The following is a 17,073-nucleotide window of genomic DNA, read 5'->3' as shown; positions in this document are numbered from 1 at the left end:
TTATTTGGTTTTCAAAATAAACTATTCTTATTTATAGATATAGCTATAAGTAAATGCTATAATGCCTGTGAAAAATCATGGGAAATAAGAGGATAGAAAGAGGGGCTATTCGTTTGAACATTTTAGTAGTCGACGATGAAAAAGAAATTGCAGATTTAATTGAGCTTTATTTAAAAAATGAAAATTATAATGTATTTAAATATTATTCAGCTCAAGAGGCATTAGCTTGTATTGAGCGTGAAGGTTTAGATTTAGCTATTTTAGATATTATGATGCCAGAGATTGATGGCTTTACCATTTTGCAAAAAATACGTGAAACCTATAATTTCCCTGTGATTATGCTAACGGCGAAGGAAGAAGAAATTGATAAAATAAATGGCTTTTCTTTAGGAGCAGATGATTATATTACGAAGCCTTTTCGACCATTAGAGCTGGTCGCTCGCGTTAAAGCACAGTTGCGAAGATTTACGTTATACAATCAAAGTTCCAAGCCACATGAGGATACAATTGATTTTGCAGGTTTAATGATTAACAAAAATACAAGACAAGTCTTGTTAAATGAAAGACAATTATCCCTTACACCTACAGAGTTTTCTATATTGTGGTATTTAAGCTCGAATAGAGGGAAGGTTATTAGCTCAGAAGAGTTATTTCAGGAAATTTGGGGAGAGAAGTATTTCAATAGTAATAATACGGTTATGGTTCATATACGGCATTTGCGCGAGAAAATGAGAGATTCTGTAGAGAACCCAAAATTTATTAAAACGGTTTGGGGAGTGGGGTATACCATTGAAAAATGAGTTTGGAAGACTGAAGAGGAAAATGATTTTACAAATTATCTTTATTCTTGTCGTGGCCATTTTATTTGGTCTTATTATCAACTTCGCCCTCATCGATGGTGTTTTGCAAGCGCCTTTTGCTAATGCTTTTATGTCCTTCTGTGAAAATGTTTTACAATTAGATTATTATGCAGCCCGACAAGCTTATTTTGTATTATTCCAACAAAATAAACCCCTTTGGCTAACGATTGGATTCATTTTATTACTTCTAGTTATTTTTTATATGGCCCTATCTCGTTTTACTCGCTATTTTCATCAAATTAGTTCTAGTATTTCCATGCTTTCTGACGAGTCAGAACAGGAGATCCGTCTTCCCGCAGAGCTAGATTTTTTAGAGAAAAAATTAAATGATGTAAAAAATAAATTAGAAAAACGAGCGAGGGATGCGCAAGAGGCGGAGCAACGGAAGAATGACCTCGTTGTTTATTTAGCACACGATATTAAAACTCCTTTGACTTCGATGATTGGCTACTTAAGCCTTTTAGACGAGGCTAAGGACATGCCTATAGAGCAAAAAGAAAAATATGTAACGATTACGCTCGAAAAATCTTATCGGCTTGAGCATTTAATTAACGAGTTTTTTGAAATCACTCGATTTAATTTACAATCCATTATTTTAGAGAAAGAATCAATACCTTTAAACTATATGTTGATGCAAGTCGCCGATGAATTTTATCCATTGTTAGCACCTAGAGGCCAAAAGGCAATCGTCCATATAGATGGAGAAATTACGATATATGCAGATGGAAATAAATTAGCAAGAGTATTTAATAATATTTTAAAAAATGCAATGGCCTATAGTGATCCAAACAGTACAATTGAAATTAGTGCTAAAAACGAAGATAACGAGACATTTATTTCGTTTTCGAATACAGGAAAGACGATTCCTCCAGAAAAATTAAAGATGATATTTGAAAAGTTTTATCGTTTAGATAATGCAAGATCCACACAAACTGGTGGTGCGGGACTAGGATTAGCTATTTCAAATGAAATTGTACAAGCCCATGGAGGAACCATTACAGCTACTTCAAGTAACGAAAAAACTATATTTACTGTCATGCTTCCGAGTAATTCTTAAGAAACCTTAAGAATTCACTAATAGTTAATTAAAATAAAGCTCCTCTTTTTATGTTTGAATAAAGACATAATGAGAAGGAGTTGTTTTTATATGTTCAAGAGAAAAGGAATTTTTACTATACTATTCATGTTCGTCATGCTGTTTGTTTATTTTATATGGGCTAAAGAAACACCTGTATCCTTACAAGTCAACACACAATCATTCGACACGCCAACAAAGAGTGGCGATATGATGAATGTTAATTTATATAGCTCAAATGCTATTTTAGTGAATTTGGATGATAATAAAGTTTTGATAGATAAAAATAGCGAGGAAGTTATCTATCCAGCATCATTAACAAAAATGATGACGGTTTTAGTTGCTATCGAGCAGATTCCTAATTTACAGGAAGAAATTGTTTTAGGGAACAATATATTTAATAATTTATACGAAGCGAATGCATCACTTGCTGGTTTTCTCCCAAATGAAAAGCTAACGCTAGAGGATTTATTATATGGTTCTATGCTGCCATCAGGGGCAGAGGCTTCCATCGGTTTAGCTGAATATATTGCTGGTTCGGAAAGAAAATTTGTAAATCTAATGAATGAAAAGGCCCAACAGTTAGGCATGAAAAATACTCATTTTATGAATACTACTGGATTGCATCATTCAGATCATTATACGACTGTTAAAGATATGTCTTTACTGTTGCAATATGCATTAACAAATGATGAGTTTCGTCAAGTTTATACAGCCGAAAGATATTCTATCAAACCTACAAATCGTCATCCTGAGGGGATAACTTTTACAAATAAAATGTTTCAAAATATGACAACAAGAGCATTACCAGGCGGAGAAATTTTAGGTGGAAAAACAGGTTATACTGACGACGCGGGTTTATGCTTAGCAAGTTTAGCTACAATAAATGGACAAGAATACATCCTAGTAACAGTGGGAGCGGAAGGAAATTCCCGAACAGAACAATATAATATAACAGATGCATTTTCCGTGTATAGTCAATTATAAATTAGTGTAGAAGATTAACCTTTAGAGAATCGTCATAAATCAACCAATGCTGAATTAATAGAAAATTACTAATTGTTTTATTTTTCATCCTTCAAAAAATGCTTTATAGTAAATGTATTCAAACATGTTTGCTACTAAGGAGGATACAATGGGGAGATTAGTGCATTTTGAAATTCATGTAAGTGACATGGAGAGAACAAAGAATTTCTATGGGAACGTTTTTGGTTGGTCATTTCAAGATTGGAGTGACTACGCAGGGATGCCCTATTTTGGGGCAGTAACAGGTGGTGAGGATGAGCATGGCATTGATGGCGCTTTAATGCAACGTCAAGGTCCTCCTCCGGAGCCAAACCAAGCTATGAATGGATTCGCCTGTACGATGGGTGTAGAAAGTTATGATGTAACAGAAGCAAGTATTCTTGAAAATGGTGGTCAAGTAGCCATGCCCAAGTATGCATTACCCGGTATGGCATGGCAGGGATACTATATGGATACGGAAGGGAATGTATTTGGTATTCATCAGCCAGATAAAAATGCAAAATAAGCAAACTGATGTAGCATTTGCCTAGTAAGTAGGGAAAAGTGCTTGAAGGGTCATAAAAACTCAGAGCAAACCGACTTCATCAAAACTAACCCCCTATGCAAACAACTAGTAAGACTTATGTTCTTTTACGGACATAGGTCTTTTTTTAATTGGTGGTAACGCATCGTCAGAAGGGATGAAAGTGGTTAAATTTTCAAATTGATAATGTTTTATTTTGGTAAATTTGGTATCTTTAATAAAGGAGTTTGAATTGCTACATAGTGATCAAGGAGTAAATGGAATGAAAAGAAGAAAACGAATGTTATTATCAGTGGCATCCCTCTTGTTATTAAGTTCTTGTAATAGTGAGATGGAGGAGGTCACGAAGGATGAGAAAAAGTATATATCGTCTATTCAAAAAAAGGAAACGTATGAAATTCAACAACCTGCTAAATTTAATATTGCTAGAGGCTCCATTATTAAGAATATGAATAATGCATTAAATATGAATGAAATAGAAAGAGGTTTAATGGAATTATCAGTCAGTCATTTTTCCACAGAGAAGTTCTATATGCAGGAAGGTCAATATTTAAGTGGTAAAACAATTAGCCAATGGCTAAGTAGAAAAACCAATGAAGATGTGGGTTTAAACCCCGCTATTGAACATCAAACCGATAATGTATTAGAGGATGAAAAGAGGTATCCCTTAATCCTTTCTCATGTATTGGAACAAGATTTTATTAATAAAGAAACTAATAAAATAGAGGGAATGTCAATCGCCATATCGTTAAATGAATATTATGATATACGAGTAACTGATGATGAAGGTTTAATTTACACTGGGCAAGTGAAGGTAGACCAAAATAATGATGAAATTGATGATGTCAAAATCTTTGGTAAAAAAGTAGCTGAAAAGATAGTTAAAGATATTAGGGGAAATGTAAAAATACCGAATGTTCCTATTTACCTTACGTTATTTCAGGAATCGAATATAAATGATATTATTCCAGGGGTATTTTTAGCAGAAACGTTTATTCCTCATGGGGAAGCTACCATCACAAAATGGGCTGAAATAGATAAGAAATTTTATATATTCCCTTCGGAAGCGTTATATACTTTAGACCAGAATATGTATACAAAACTATTGCTTTTCAAAGAGGATATTCAGAAAGGATTTAAACATTTAAACCTAAAAATATTTGGCAAGCTACAATATGAAAAAGGCAAATTAACAGATATTCAAATAGAGGTGAACGCTCCACTTATAAATGAACCAGAGCTGATTGGTCTATTACAGCTCATAAGTACCAATTTAAATAGGATATTAATCGATTATATTCCCATTACAGTTCGGATCATTGATCAGCAACAAGATGTAGGAATTGTGCTTTGGGACCCTCTTGAAAAACAAATTTTTGCAAAGCCTATTTAACTTCTCGACATCGTAAATGTTTATTTTAGGCTAGCTGTTAATAAAGAGGTCAAACTTTTCATGGATGATAATACCTATATTATCCTTTATAGTAAGTGTTTAAAAAGTACAGGTGCCCATATAACTGAGGCACCTCTTTTTTTATGGCAAATGGCATTGCAATCTTTAAAATGAATGGGTATGATGAAAATGATAATCATTTTCATTTAAAAGGAGTGAAGTATCTATGAAAAGACATCTCATTATTGGTATGCATCTAGCTGTGCATGACAAAGATGGTGAGAAAGGTGCATTGATTGATGAACATATTGCATTCGCAAAGCGTGCGGAGGCGGCTAAATTAGATTTTCTATTTAAGGCAGATTATTTAATGGCTCATCCAGAATTAATGGCTAAAACAAAAGGTACAGTTGGGTTAGACCCTAGCTTTTTATTGGCAACAGTGGCCAGAGAAACGAAGCAAATAGGATTAGTAACGACCATTTCTACATCCTTTACACCACCCTATTTGATTGCCCGTCAATTACAATCCTTGAATTGGATTAGTGGTGGGCGTGTAGGGTGGAATATTGTGACTTCCATTGATGGTGCCTATAATTTTAGTAACGAGCCTATGCCTTCCTCAGAGGAGCGCTATGCTAAAGCGGCTGAATGTACTAAGATTGTGAAGCAGCTATGGCATAGTCATCCATATGAAATGTTAGAAACAGATGGTGATATAGAGAAAATAAAAGAACTTATGAAGCCTATCAATCATGAGGGAGAGTTTTTCCATATAAAGGGGCCGTTAAATATACCGATGCATCCGGCAGGAGAAATTCCATTATTTCAAGCAGGAGCATCGGACGTAGGGCGACAATTTGCAGCAGCCGTATCGAATGCCATTTTTGCGGCGACACCAGCTATGGAGGTTGGTATTGAAATGCGCAATGATTTACGGAAACGTGCTGTTAACGTGGGACGTACAGCAGATGATATACGGTTATTACCAGGACTCTATTTCTTTATTGGAGATACATATGAAGAAGCATTAGACATGTACCATCAAGCACACGCACATTTAACCCTGGAGCGTCGTTACAATGCTTTAGAGTCAGTCATTGGTTTGAATGTTCGACATATGGCACTTCATGATCCTGTAACAGTGGATATGTTACCACCTGAGAATCAGAAAGTACGCAGTCGAACACATGCTAAACTTGTTCGTCGTTACATCATGGAAAATGAACCATCTGTTGAGGGATTGCTTGCTCGTCCAGAAGTAATTGGATCTGCACATCTTGTAGCAATCGGCACATCACATGATATTGTCGATCAAATCGTTACTTTTTATGAGAAGGGGGCATTGGATGGCTTTATTGCTGTTCCAGGTGGTCCTGCGAAATCTTTGGATTTATTCTTTAGCGATGTTATCCCTATGTTAGTAGAGCGTGGGTTATTCCGGGCTGAATATGAAGGTAGCACATTACGGTCCCATTTAGGCTTAAATGTACAATTATCTAATAAATAAACGTAAAAGGGCAAACAAATCGTTTTGCCCTTTTATTGCTAGAAGCTCATCCGAATATTAATAGGATAAAGATAGGGTGATTCGGGTTGTTCAATTGCTACCCAATTATCAATATGGATGACAGGTAAGCTTGCCCCCTCATAAGTTGTTTGACCAATTGTGCCGACTACTTCGAGCCATGTATCTTCTGTGAGCGTAGGTGCCTCAGAGAATTCTGTTAGAAAGCCTACGATATTGCTTAGGGGTGATACCCGTAAATTTCTTAAAAACTTTAATAAAATAGCTTTGGTCTGTGAAATTAAGTAAAGAGCCAATATCTAAAATTGGATAGTTTGTAAATGTTAAAAGCTTTTTCGCCTCATCGATTCTTTGTTGCTGAATATATTCAGTAAAGGAAATCCCAACTTCCTTTTTAAATAAAGAAGAAAGATAATTAGGGCTTAAATGGCAAATAGCTGAAAGCTGATCGAGAGTTATATCCCCATATAATTGATTTTCAATAAAATGGACACAAGTAGTAATGGGTGCTGAAAATTTCCTTGTACTAGCTTGTGCCACTCGGCTAGTATAGTCGTAAATAGCTTCCTCCATTAACGAAAGAATGTCGATTAAATTATTTTGATCCTCTAGTTTTTGAATATAAAAATCACTTAATGTAAAGGCTGTTTCTTCGTTTAACCCACCTTCAATCGCTGCACGACAAATTAGGGCAATCCCAGTAATCATCAAATATTGTACACTTTTTAAATTATTGCGTTTTGAAAGTACTCCTAGTTCCGCTTGTTCAACAATGGAATAATTCAAGACTTCTGTTAATTTCTCCATACGCCCATTTTTCACATTGTCTAACAATATTTTTTCGTAGTAAAGATTTGTATGAACGATATCATTTCTTCTGGCATACGAAAGCTCAAGCGCTGTATGTCCCTCATGACGAATGAGGGGCTTTAGCTCTTGATTATAATGAATAACCGCTGTTTTATTTAATTTTTGCTGATAGATGGAATAATAAACAAATAAACTAATAGCTAAGTATTCCTGATAATGAAGAGTAGGAATAGGCTCATGCTCATAATCAGTGATTTCCTCCATTTGTGGTGAAAGAGAGGGTCCGACAATTAAGGCTCCTAAATATTGTTCGTTTATCGTGAGGTTGATAAAGAAAAAATTAACATTAGAGATCGTGAAAAAAATCGGGTAGTCGGTTGAAGACGTATGGTAAGGATATGTTTTCAATTGTTCCTTTATAGAACAATAGGATGAATGATTGAGACATTCCGCTGATGCATATTCAAAAATTATTTCTCCCGATGCATGAATATAAGAAACAGGAAGATGATGTATTTCATAAATTAATTGACTTATGTATTGAAGGTCGATAGTGGATATTTTCACGTTCTACACACCTCAGTCCTTAATGGTGCTATCAAAATGAAAGCAGTTTCAATTTTTATGAATAGACAATGGGAAAGTACTATTTTGTGTAAAATAATACAATAAAAAAGGGGAAAGTAGCAATAAAATAGACCATGTATTCAACATACTAGGGAGGAATGGAAGATGGAACTTTTAAATAAAATTGCAGTTGTAACGGGTGCAGGGAGCGGTATTGGAAGAGCAAGCAGTTTAAAGCTTGCTAGCAACGGTGCAAAAGTCGTGGTTGTTGATTTCAACAAGGAAACGGGAGAAGAGACATTAAACTTGATGAAAGAGCAAGGCGGAGAAGGAATCTTCGTTCAGGCCGATGTTTCGAACAGTGAAGATGTAGAGAAATATGTGAATGCTGCTGTTGAAACATATGGTCGTATTGATGTGTTTTTCAATAATGCAGGCGTGATTCAGAAAATCTCCCCATTAACAGAGATTACTGATCATGAATATGATCGTATTATGGCAATCAACGTAAAAGGTGTTTTTCTTGGCTTAAAACATGTGATTAAAGTTATGGAAGGACAAGGTAGCGGCTCGATTATAAATACGGCTTCAACAGCGGGCGTTCGTAGCGAGCATAGTATGGCCATTTATTCTGCAAGTAAGCATGCGGTTGTAGGTTTAACGAAATCTGCTTCATTAGAATATGTGAAAAAAGGTATTCGTATCAATGCGATTTGTCCTGGCGGAGTAGAAACAGCGTTAACAAACAGTGTCACTGCTATGTTTGAAACAGGTGGCTATATTCCAGAGGAAATTCCAAATATGAGAATGGGACGCTACGCTAAACCAGAAGAGTTAGCAGAAATGGTTGTTTTCCTAGCTTCAGACAAAGCAAGCTATATGACAGGCTCTATCGTAGTGGTTGATGGCGGCTTAACATTGTAAAATGAAGAAATCCAGTGCACGACTAGCCACTGGATTTTTTCATGTTTGATTGGGGCTATAAAGTGAATTTTTTTAGCTCATTCATTAATGTATCCGTCATTTTTTGAAGATCGACGATTTTTGTATTTATTTTCTGGAAGGATACTAGTTGTTCCTGCGTGGATGCTGAAATTTCCTCTGTACCCGCCGCTGTTTCTTCTGTAATCGCAGAGATATTTTCAATCGTCCCATTCACTTGCTGGCTCATTTCATTTGTTTGCATCATTTCCTTAGTAAGATGCTGTAAATCTTGATGGATATCAGTGATATGATTAGTAATGGCTGCAAATGAATGTTCCGTTTCTAGCATTGATTGTGCTTGCTCATTTGAAAGCTCATGCCCTCTTTCAGCCGTAACTAGAATGTGGTCGATACCATCTTTAATATGAGTCACCATCGAAGAAATTAAATTTGTGGCATTTTCAGTTTCCGAAGAAAGCTTTTTAACTTCATCGGCTACAACGGCAAATCCTTTTCCTGCTTCGCCAGCACGGGCTGCTTCAATAGCCGCATTTAAAGCTAATAAATTTGTTTGACTGGCAATGGTATGAACAGCATTAGCTGCTCCTTCAATTTCTGTTGTAAATTGTGAAAATTGAGTAACTGCATTCTTTATTGCTAGTGAAGCGCCTTGAATATCTTTTGCAATGGTAGATTGTTTTTCCAATGTATATTGCCCATTTTGAACGGCATCCAATGCCTGTTTACCATGTATAGCTGATTGCTCCGTTGTGTGAGCAACGGATTTAAATTGATCCGACATATTATTCATGAGCATCGCGACCGATTGTATATCTTCTGACATCGTGTAACTACCCTTTGCTAATTCGTCAGTAGATACGGCTACTTGATTGCTACCTTCGTTAATATTTTGCATATGGCTTGTTACATCCTGTGTAAATAAACTAACATCCTTGCCTATTTGATCAATGGACAACACAGTGCTCCTTAAATTCGTCATCATTTGTGAAAAACTTTCCGTCAATCGATCAATCTCATAACGGCTATTTGATTGATAGGAAAGGGTGGAGGTATCTATTGTAAGGTCCCCAGTAGCTGCGCTCTGTGCACATTCTACAATTTGGTTGATAGGTTTGGTAATTCTTTTAGCAGCTACATAGGAATAAATAATCGTTGCTAAGATTAATAGGATACTGCCTATGATAGCTGTTGTAATAATAAAACCAATTTTTTGCTTTGTTACTTGTATCATCTCTTGATACCATTCATTTGTTTCTTTTTTTAACAAATACATATCATTTAAAATGCCTTTAATTCGAAGAGATTGCTTTTTAATTTCTGAACGATTGTCATCTTGGAAACCCGATTTTGTAGCTTTTTCAAGCTCTGCAAATTTATTCGATATTTTATTGATTAATTTTTGATGTTCAGGAATTTTTGTCAGAGATGCTAATGCATCTAAATTGACTTTTGTTTCTTGTAATATAGCAAGCGCTTCGTTTTTATTGGCCTCACTATCTAAATAGGTGTAGTTGTTTAATGATTGGCTAGCAACTACGAAGCTTTGTTCAAGCTCTTTCACTGAGAGTAATAGTGCGGTATCGTCTTGTGCTGTTGTTTGAATGGAAAATGTTTGAACAATAATAAAACCAATCATCCCCATTGCCAGCAAGATGGGGATCAACGTGTTCATAAATAATTTCTTTCGTAGTGTCACTGGCTATCCCTCTTTTCTGCAGAAACTTTTATCGAGCCTGCAACAATCGCTTCACGGGCTTTTTCAATAGCGACTTGTTGCTCAGACGTTAATGTAATCACACGGATATCAGCTAGTCCAACACCTTGCTCGGCTAGCCCTAGAGCCAAGGATTTTTCAGTTAATTTACCTTCGTCCACCAATGTTTTTGCGAGTTGAAAAACAGCATGGTCAACATTCTTTAACATAGAAGTGACGACTGTTTTTTCAGCAATATAAAATTGATCGATATCAACCCCAGCTGCATAAATTCCCATCTCTTCAGCTTTTTTAATCGCCCCAAAGCCTGTAAAACCAGCAGCGTGGTAAATAAAATCAACTTGATGTTGAATATATTTATCAGCGATTGCCGCACCAGCCTGTGTATCATCAAAGGTTCCTGCATAGTCACTCATAATTTCAATATTTGGGTTTACATAGTGAGCTCCTTCTATAAAACCATTTTCAAAGTGATGGATAACAGGAGCATCTGCCCCACCAATAAAGCCGATTTTTCCTGTTTTGCTTGTCATAGCAGCCACCATACCAACTAAGAAGCTTCCTTCCTGCTCCTTAAAGGTAATAGAAATAATGTTGTTCACATCTGACTGTCCATCAATCAATACAAACTGTTGCTCCGGGAATTGCTTCGCAGTCTTTTCTAGTGCCTCTTGTACAGAGAAACCGAGACCAATGATAATATCATATTTTTCTTCTACAAGCTCCTGTAGTTTTTCCTCATAATTTCCATCTGGTGCCTCTTTATAATCAAATAAAATACCAAGCTCATCCCGCGCCTTTTCAAGTCCTTTAAACGCAGAATCGTTGAATGATTCATCTCCAAGTCCAGCATCCGATAGTAAAACGCCTATCTTATAGTCTTCCTTTGATGTTTCTGTCTGAGCCGATGAACAACCTGCTATTAATAGAGCAATCAAAAGACAAGCCACCATTAATTTCTTCAAAATGTGTACTACCTCCTGTTGTTTCCTAGTTATAAAGTATATATCGGCAAAAATTTAATATTTTTAGTCTGATGTCAGACGACGAATAAAATAAATTTCTGTAGAATCTATAAGAATATATATCCAAATCTATATACATAATAAGTTAATAATCTAAAGCTTGATGACTAATCAAGTAATAAATTTATTAAAGTTTCCCACTTTCCCACGTATGTACAATAACAAAAAAGCCCAACGCAATTTGCGTAGGGCTTTTATCTAAATTTTAAACAGCTCCAAATAATTTTAATAAATTAATAATAATAATGCCGATAACACCAAAGTCTGAATCACCAAATGTTGTGCCTTCGTAGCCGATGTCTCCCATAAAAATCAGAAGTATCGCAGGAATAAAGCTAATCAATAAACCGTTGGCAAAGGCACCTGACATGGCACCAACTCTGCCTCCTGTAGCATTACCAAACACACCTGCTGCAGCGCCAGTGAAGAAGTGGGGAACTAGCCCTGGAACAATCACTTTCAGTCCGATGAAAGGTAGTATAAACATTGAAACAAGTCCAGCTAAAAAACTAAATAAGAAACCGATGATAACAGCATTTGGGGCGAAGGGGAAAATAGTTGGGCAATCGAGTGCAGGCTTTGTATTTGGTACAAGTTTATCAGCAATGCCTTTAAAGGCTGGAATAATTTCAGCAATTAACATCCGTACACCAGCTAAAATGATATAAACACCAGCTGCAAATGTAATCGCTTGCATAATGGCGAAAATAATGAAGTTAGATCCATCAGATAGTTGAGCCTCAATATAGGAAGGCCCTGCGAAAAACGCTACAATGATAAAGAATACACTCATAGTTAAAGAGATGGCGACAGAGGTATCTCGTAAAAAGCCAAGTGACTTAGGTACCTGTATATCCTCTGTTGATTTTGCTTTATTGCCAAAGAGCTTTCCGATTTTAGCTGATACATAGTAACCAACACTACCAAAGTGACCGACAGCAAAATCATCATTGCCTGTTATTTGGCGGACAGTTGGTTGCAAAATAGCAGGGAATACTACCATACAAAGCCCCAGTATAATAGAGCCGACGATGATAAGAGGTGTCCCACTCATTCCACCAACAGATAAAGAAGCAGCGATTAAGCAAGCCATGAATAATGTATGATGCCCAGTTAAAAAGATATATTTTAATGGCGTAAATCGCGCAAGTAATAAGTTGAAAATCATCCCAAATACCATAATGAGTGCAGTTGCTGTTCCGAAATTAGTTTGGGCAGCTGCTACGATAGCTTCGTTGTTAGGAATAACTCCCTGAACTTGAAAAGCATGGTCGAACATTTTACTAAAATGATCTAACGAGCCAATTAGGACAGTTGCTCCTGCCCCAAGAATCACGAAGCCCATAATTGTTTTTAAAGTACCAGAAAGAACAGTGGAGCTTGATTTCTTTTGAATTAATAAACCAACAAATGCGAATAGGCCGACTAATATAGCTGGTGTTCCTAAAATGTCATGCATGATAACATCTAACATACCAACACCTCATCCTATCCAATTTTTTTTTGCTTAAAGCCAAGGTTCCAGCTTTTCCTTAATTTCCGATATATTCATCATATTGACGATACTCACGATGATTGCGTTGTCTTTCGCTAATTCATTCACAATATCGGCCGCACCTAAATAAATATCAGCTTTCTCCGCCTTTGCGGATGCTAAATCCGTATGGGTCACCTCAGCCTCTTTGCCCATAGCCTCTAATGCCTTCTTTACATTTAATTCTAAAATAAAGCTACTTCCTAATCCGCTACCGCACACGACTAATATTTTCATCCTGCTGACTCCTTTGTCGTAAATTGTTTAATTTTCTCACTTATGTCTTCCTCATGCTGACAAGCAATTAGGCTATCAACCTGATCCGGATGTTGTAGCACTAAGGTTAGATCAGCCAATGCCTGTAGATGTGAAGTATTGTCCATAGCAGCTAAAACAAAAATTAAAAAGACAGGCTGATTAGGGCTGAAAAAAACAGGCTGCTGTAAACATAGCAAACTTACTGCTAGAGCATAGACACCGTCTGATGGTCGTGCATGTGGAAGAGCGACTTTCGGTGTAATAACGACATAAGGACCATATTGCTCAATGGATTGAATCATTGCCTCGATATACCGCTGTTCAATTTTGTTTTGACGGACTAATGGGGTGGCAGCTAAACGAATAGCTTCTTGCCAGGACGGAACAACGTTTGCAATTTGGATACAATCCTTTGTCAGCAATTTGGTTAGCAAATACTTTCCTCCTTTCTAATAAATATATCCCCATTGCATTTTATTACGGCTATCTGTGGAATTATGTCAGAACTGAAGACATTTTTAATCGCTGTGCTACTTTGTAAATCGACATTTTGACAAACTCATCAATGGCATTATCTAAACGAGTTTTAGGATATATAAATTGAATCTTTCTCTGAAGCGTCACATCCTGTAAATCCTTTTCATTAGTAGACCTGATTTTAACTATTCTTCAATTAAGGCATCAGAAACGAAGGCTAAGTTCTTTAAGAAGGTCAGCCTTTTTTTATTGTACTCACAGAATCCAATTCGATGGTATAAGTAGAAGGCTGAAAAGGGTCCATCCTCTTTTCGATAAAGTGATTCGTGGAGCTAGAAGAAGTATGCAATAAAAGCTTATTTTTAAGAACATCCTCTTTGGTGATGCTCTTTTTAGAAGCAAGTTCATGTGTTGGACTGAATGCCAAAACAAGGGAATCCTCTCCGATTGTCTCGTATTGAAGGGCAGTATTTTCCTGTTTAGTTTCCATAATGAGCCCAAAATCTATTTCCTGAAGCGCCCCTTTATTTTCAATTTCAGGAGCTGTTTTTACCTCTAACGAAATACGAATCTCTGGATAAGCCAGTGAAACTTGATGAATTAAATCTGGCATAAAAATATGTGCAGGTAATCCGCTTGCTCCTAGTCGTAGGGAGCCAATATGGCCAGCTAATAGGTTTTCAATAAAGCGAAGCGAAACATGCAGGAGCAGCAAAAGCATAGGTTGATTTATCAGATGAAGGGCAAAAGCTTGTAGCAGATGCTTACTTATTACGAGGAAACAAAGAGATACCATTTATTATCCGCAAGCTATTTAAGTGAAGATCAACGTGGGAAAACAACATTTGTAATGGATAAATAATAAGCACTATCTTAAATTCACGACATTTTAAAACAATGAGAAGGATATATGGTCCTCATTGTTAGAAATGGAGCGAATTTTTTCTTGCAAAAAAGAGATGATAAAAAGTAGTCCATATTTGTTCTAACTTTGATAATTTCGCTTACACTGACTATAGGACGAACTTTGTTTGATATGAGGGGGAATTGATATAGCTAAAAAAATCGGCATTGTTGCGCTACTATTTTTCGGTGTTTACGTGCTTTGTATGTACTGGTATATATTCCACAGTGGAGGGGGCAAAATTCCAAGTGCCTTACAGGGAACTGCTGCTGATCCAGTGATGTTTATGTCTGGTAAGGAACTATTATTAAGTGGTGAATACTCAAAAATACGGAACTTTTTATTTTTTGTAGCTACTCCCTTGGAATGGCTTGTTTACTTCATGATATTACTGTTTGGTGTCTCACGTTATTTTGAGAAAGTGAGCACATCCCAAACAAAGTGGAAGCTTTTGCAAAATGCAACCTACTTATTTTTATTGTCATTACTAGTCTATGTCGTTTTATTCCCACTGGACTATTATCGTTATTATCTCAGTAAAAGCTATGGCATCAGCACGCAAGCATTTGGATCTTGGATGAAGGATGGTGTCATTGATTTTTGGGTGAACTTTGGAATGACCTTGATCATAGTGACAGTGCTCTATTGGCTCATTAAAAAGAGTGAAAAAAGATGGTGGCTCTATGCATGGCTATTAACCATCCCCTTTTCAATTTTTGTGATGTTTATTCAGCCAGTTGTGATCGACCCTTTGTACAATGATTTTTATCCGTTAAAAAATAAAGAGCTGGAAAGCAAAATACTTTCACTTGCTACCCAGGCACATATCCCAGCAGAGCATGTTTACGAGGTGAATATGGCTGAGAAGACGAATGCCCTAAATGCTTATGTGACAGGGATCGGTAGCAATTCAAGAATTGTTCTTTGGGATACTACATTAAACAGATTGACGGATAATGAAATTTTGTTTATTATGGCGCATGAAATGGGGCATTATGTTGAAAAACATATTTATTTTGGCATTGTAGGCTATCTTTTACTCTCTTTAGTTGGTTTATGGCTAACCGCCAAAATTATGCGACGCTTAGTTTCACGATATGGACAGGTATTCAACATTAATAAAATTAGTAATATTAGCTCCTACCCATTATTTTTACTAATTACTTCCATATTATTATTTGCTTCCAATCCCGTGTCTAATTACGTATCCAGATACCAGGAATCGAGAGCAGATCAATATGCGATTAACTTGATGAATGATCGGGAAGCGGCTGTAACGGCATTTCAAAAGCTAACCATTTCAGGCTTAAGCGAGGTCAATCCACCGCTTTTGGTGAAATGGTTCCGTTATACACATCCTCCAATGCTGGAGCGTATTGATAAGGTCGCTGATAATGGCGAACAGAAACAAGAGGGTCCTTTAAAGGAAGAACAGAAGAAAAAGTAAATAAATAGGTTTTCTCAGTAAGTAAGTTGGGTAGTCTATGGAAAAGATGTATCAAAATTTGGTCGTTTATAGGGGACATCATCATGCGTAATGTGATTATTATTACACTTTCTTCCGTTTTAGTAGCCTTTGCTTATAATTTTTTGTTAATTCCTCATGAAATTTTAAGTGGGGGATTAAGCGGTATTGCTATTATGCTTGGGATTATAACGCCGTTGAATACCGGGGTATTAAACTTACTATTGAACTTACCTCTGCTCATTTTAGGTGTGATGAAGCTTGGGAAACGATTTATTAGCTATACAATTCTATCGGTGGCTGTTTTATCAGTAAGTTTATATATTATTCCGATTTACAAGGCCACACAAGAGCCAATTCTTGCTTCCTTATTTGGTGGGGTCATCGTAGGTGTTGCAATGGGGTTGATTTTCCGAGCAGCAGGCTCCTCTGGAGGCTTTGATATTATTGCTATGCTACTAAGCCGTAAACGTGATTTTCCGCTTGGTACTTTAATTGCTGCTATGAATGGTATCGTAGTGGCAGCTTCCGGCTTTGTCTTTAGCTGGGATGCAGCGCTATTAACGCTTGTTTCCATTTATGCTACCGGAAAAGTAGTGGACACGATTCATACAAGCCATATTAAATTAACCCTTATGATTATTACGAATAAAGGCGAAGAGGTCAAACAGCAGTTATTAGAAAAGCTTCATCGAGGGGTAACGATTATCGATGCGAAAGGAGCCTATTCTGGCGAAGGCCGTAAAGTGTTAATTACGGTTATTACACGCTATCAACTGGCTGATGTAAAAAGTACGATTAAGGAAACCGATCCTAAGTCGTTTGTGAATATTTTGCAAACAACCGAGGTGATGGGGATGTTTGATCGTGGTACAAGTAAATAACGCTATTCTCAACACATGATTTCGATTATACTAATTATAATCGAACGTGTGTTTTTTTATTTTAGAGGTAACTAGTTGATCTTGG

At 36.5% G+C, this 17,073-nt stretch carries 18 protein-coding genes; 9 read left to right on the top strand and 9 right to left on the bottom strand.

From position 1 onward, the window contains the following. Positions 1-107 precede the first annotated feature (107 nt). The 6 genes from vanR to ACOZBY_RS00665 all read left to right on the top strand — a co-directional run bounded on the left by vanR (position 108) and on the right by ACOZBY_RS00665 (position 6,387). Complete coding sequence (vanR, locus tag ACOZBY_RS00690; RefSeq protein ID WP_036166074.1) at positions 108-800, top strand: VanR-ABDEGLN family response regulator transcription factor; 693 nt, start codon at positions 108-110, stop codon at positions 798-800. 22 nt (positions 801-822) lie between these two features. Further along, on the top strand, positions 823-1,917 hold the full coding sequence (locus ACOZBY_RS00685; RefSeq protein ID WP_051800228.1) for a sensor histidine kinase: 1,095 nt from the start codon (positions 823-825) through the stop codon (positions 1,915-1,917). Between the two features lie 90 nt (positions 1,918-2,007). Next, entirely contained in the window at positions 2,008-2,922 is a 915-nt protein-coding gene (locus ACOZBY_RS00680) for a D-alanyl-D-alanine carboxypeptidase family protein (RefSeq protein WP_031417922.1), read from the top strand. 148 nt (positions 2,923-3,070) lie between these two features. Beyond that, entirely contained in the window at positions 3,071-3,466 is a 396-nt protein-coding gene (locus ACOZBY_RS00675; protein WP_422761244.1) for a VOC family protein, read from the top strand. Between the two features lie 280 nt (positions 3,467-3,746). Beyond that, positions 3,747-4,877, top strand: coding sequence for a CamS family sex pheromone protein (locus ACOZBY_RS00670; protein ID WP_422761243.1), 1,131 nt, complete (start codon positions 3,747-3,749; stop codon positions 4,875-4,877). A gap of 226 nt (positions 4,878-5,103) precedes the next feature. Continuing rightward, positions 5,104-6,387: an NtaA/DmoA family FMN-dependent monooxygenase gene (locus ACOZBY_RS00665; protein ID WP_197223748.1), complete on the top strand. Its 1,284-nt coding sequence runs from the start codon at positions 5,104-5,106 to the stop codon at positions 6,385-6,387. A gap of 38 nt (positions 6,388-6,425) precedes the next feature. On the opposite strand, the gene ACOZBY_RS00660 is transcribed toward ACOZBY_RS00665, so the two are convergent. Then, complete coding sequence (locus ACOZBY_RS00660) at positions 6,426-6,701, bottom strand: hypothetical protein (RefSeq protein ID WP_324611333.1); 276 nt, start codon at positions 6,699-6,701, stop codon at positions 6,426-6,428. Continuing rightward, positions 6,592-7,782 carry an AraC family transcriptional regulator gene (locus ACOZBY_RS00655; RefSeq protein WP_422761241.1) on the bottom strand — a complete coding sequence of 397 codons (1,191 nt, stop codon included), beginning with the start codon at positions 7,780-7,782 and terminating at the stop codon, positions 6,592-6,594. Before ACOZBY_RS00655 ends, ACOZBY_RS00660 begins: the two co-directional genes overlap by 110 nt. A gap of 165 nt (positions 7,783-7,947) precedes the next feature. On the opposite strand from ACOZBY_RS00655, the gene ACOZBY_RS00650 reads away from it, so the two are divergent. Next, positions 7,948-8,706 carry an SDR family NAD(P)-dependent oxidoreductase gene (locus ACOZBY_RS00650; protein WP_099806150.1) on the top strand — a complete coding sequence of 253 codons (759 nt, stop codon included), beginning with the start codon at positions 7,948-7,950 and terminating at the stop codon, positions 8,704-8,706. Between the two features lie 55 nt (positions 8,707-8,761). Here the strand turns inward: ACOZBY_RS00650 and ACOZBY_RS00645 are convergent, their stop codons facing one another. From ACOZBY_RS00645 to ACOZBY_RS00615, 7 genes are all read right to left on the bottom strand, one after another. Next, a complete protein-coding gene (locus tag ACOZBY_RS00645) occupies positions 8,762-10,423 on the bottom strand; it encodes a methyl-accepting chemotaxis protein (RefSeq protein WP_036161109.1) in 1,662 nt (553 codons plus the stop codon). Continuing rightward, positions 10,420-11,406 carry a BMP family lipoprotein gene (locus tag ACOZBY_RS00640; RefSeq protein WP_036215168.1) on the bottom strand — a complete coding sequence of 329 codons (987 nt, stop codon included), beginning with the start codon at positions 11,404-11,406 and terminating at the stop codon, positions 10,420-10,422. The genes ACOZBY_RS00645 and ACOZBY_RS00640 overlap by 4 nt, the downstream gene beginning before the upstream one ends. A gap of 265 nt (positions 11,407-11,671) precedes the next feature. After that, positions 11,672-12,940 (bottom strand): PTS ascorbate transporter subunit IIC, encoded by a 1,269-nt coding sequence (locus ACOZBY_RS00635; protein WP_012293562.1) that lies wholly within the window; start codon positions 12,938-12,940, stop codon positions 11,672-11,674. Positions 12,941-12,973: 33 nt separating this feature from the next. Beyond that, positions 12,974-13,237, bottom strand: a complete 264-nt coding sequence (locus ACOZBY_RS00630) for a PTS sugar transporter subunit IIB (protein ID WP_008174366.1) — start codon at positions 13,235-13,237, stop codon at positions 12,974-12,976. Beyond that, positions 13,234-13,692 carry a PTS sugar transporter subunit IIA gene (locus ACOZBY_RS00625; protein WP_099806152.1) on the bottom strand — a complete coding sequence of 153 codons (459 nt, stop codon included), beginning with the start codon at positions 13,690-13,692 and terminating at the stop codon, positions 13,234-13,236. The genes ACOZBY_RS00630 and ACOZBY_RS00625 overlap by 4 nt, the downstream gene beginning before the upstream one ends. 61 nt (positions 13,693-13,753) lie before the next feature. Then, positions 13,754-13,882: a hypothetical protein gene (locus ACOZBY_RS00620; protein WP_012293564.1), complete on the bottom strand. Its 129-nt coding sequence runs from the start codon at positions 13,880-13,882 to the stop codon at positions 13,754-13,756. An 88-nt stretch (positions 13,883-13,970) separates the two neighbouring features. Then, positions 13,971-14,456 (bottom strand): LysR substrate-binding domain-containing protein, encoded by a 486-nt coding sequence (locus tag ACOZBY_RS00615; RefSeq protein WP_422761238.1) that lies wholly within the window; start codon positions 14,454-14,456, stop codon positions 13,971-13,973. 331 nt (positions 14,457-14,787) lie between these two features. Between ACOZBY_RS00615 and ACOZBY_RS00610 the strand changes: the two genes are divergently transcribed. Continuing rightward, positions 14,788-16,086 carry a M48 family metallopeptidase gene (locus ACOZBY_RS00610; RefSeq protein WP_031417934.1) on the top strand — a complete coding sequence of 433 codons (1,299 nt, stop codon included), beginning with the start codon at positions 14,788-14,790 and terminating at the stop codon, positions 16,084-16,086. Between the two features lie 83 nt (positions 16,087-16,169). Continuing rightward, positions 16,170-16,988, top strand: a complete 819-nt coding sequence (locus ACOZBY_RS00605) for a YitT family protein (RefSeq protein ID WP_012293567.1) — start codon at positions 16,170-16,172, stop codon at positions 16,986-16,988. Positions 16,989-17,073: the final 85 nt, after the last annotated feature.

Origin of the sequence: Lysinibacillus sp. NPDC056220 (genome assembly GCF_049315265.1) — a bacterium.
Taxonomy (GTDB): domain Bacteria; phylum Bacillota; class Bacilli; order Bacillales_A; family Planococcaceae; genus Lysinibacillus; species Lysinibacillus pinottii.
This window is presented reverse-complemented; position numbering and strand designations above follow the sequence as displayed.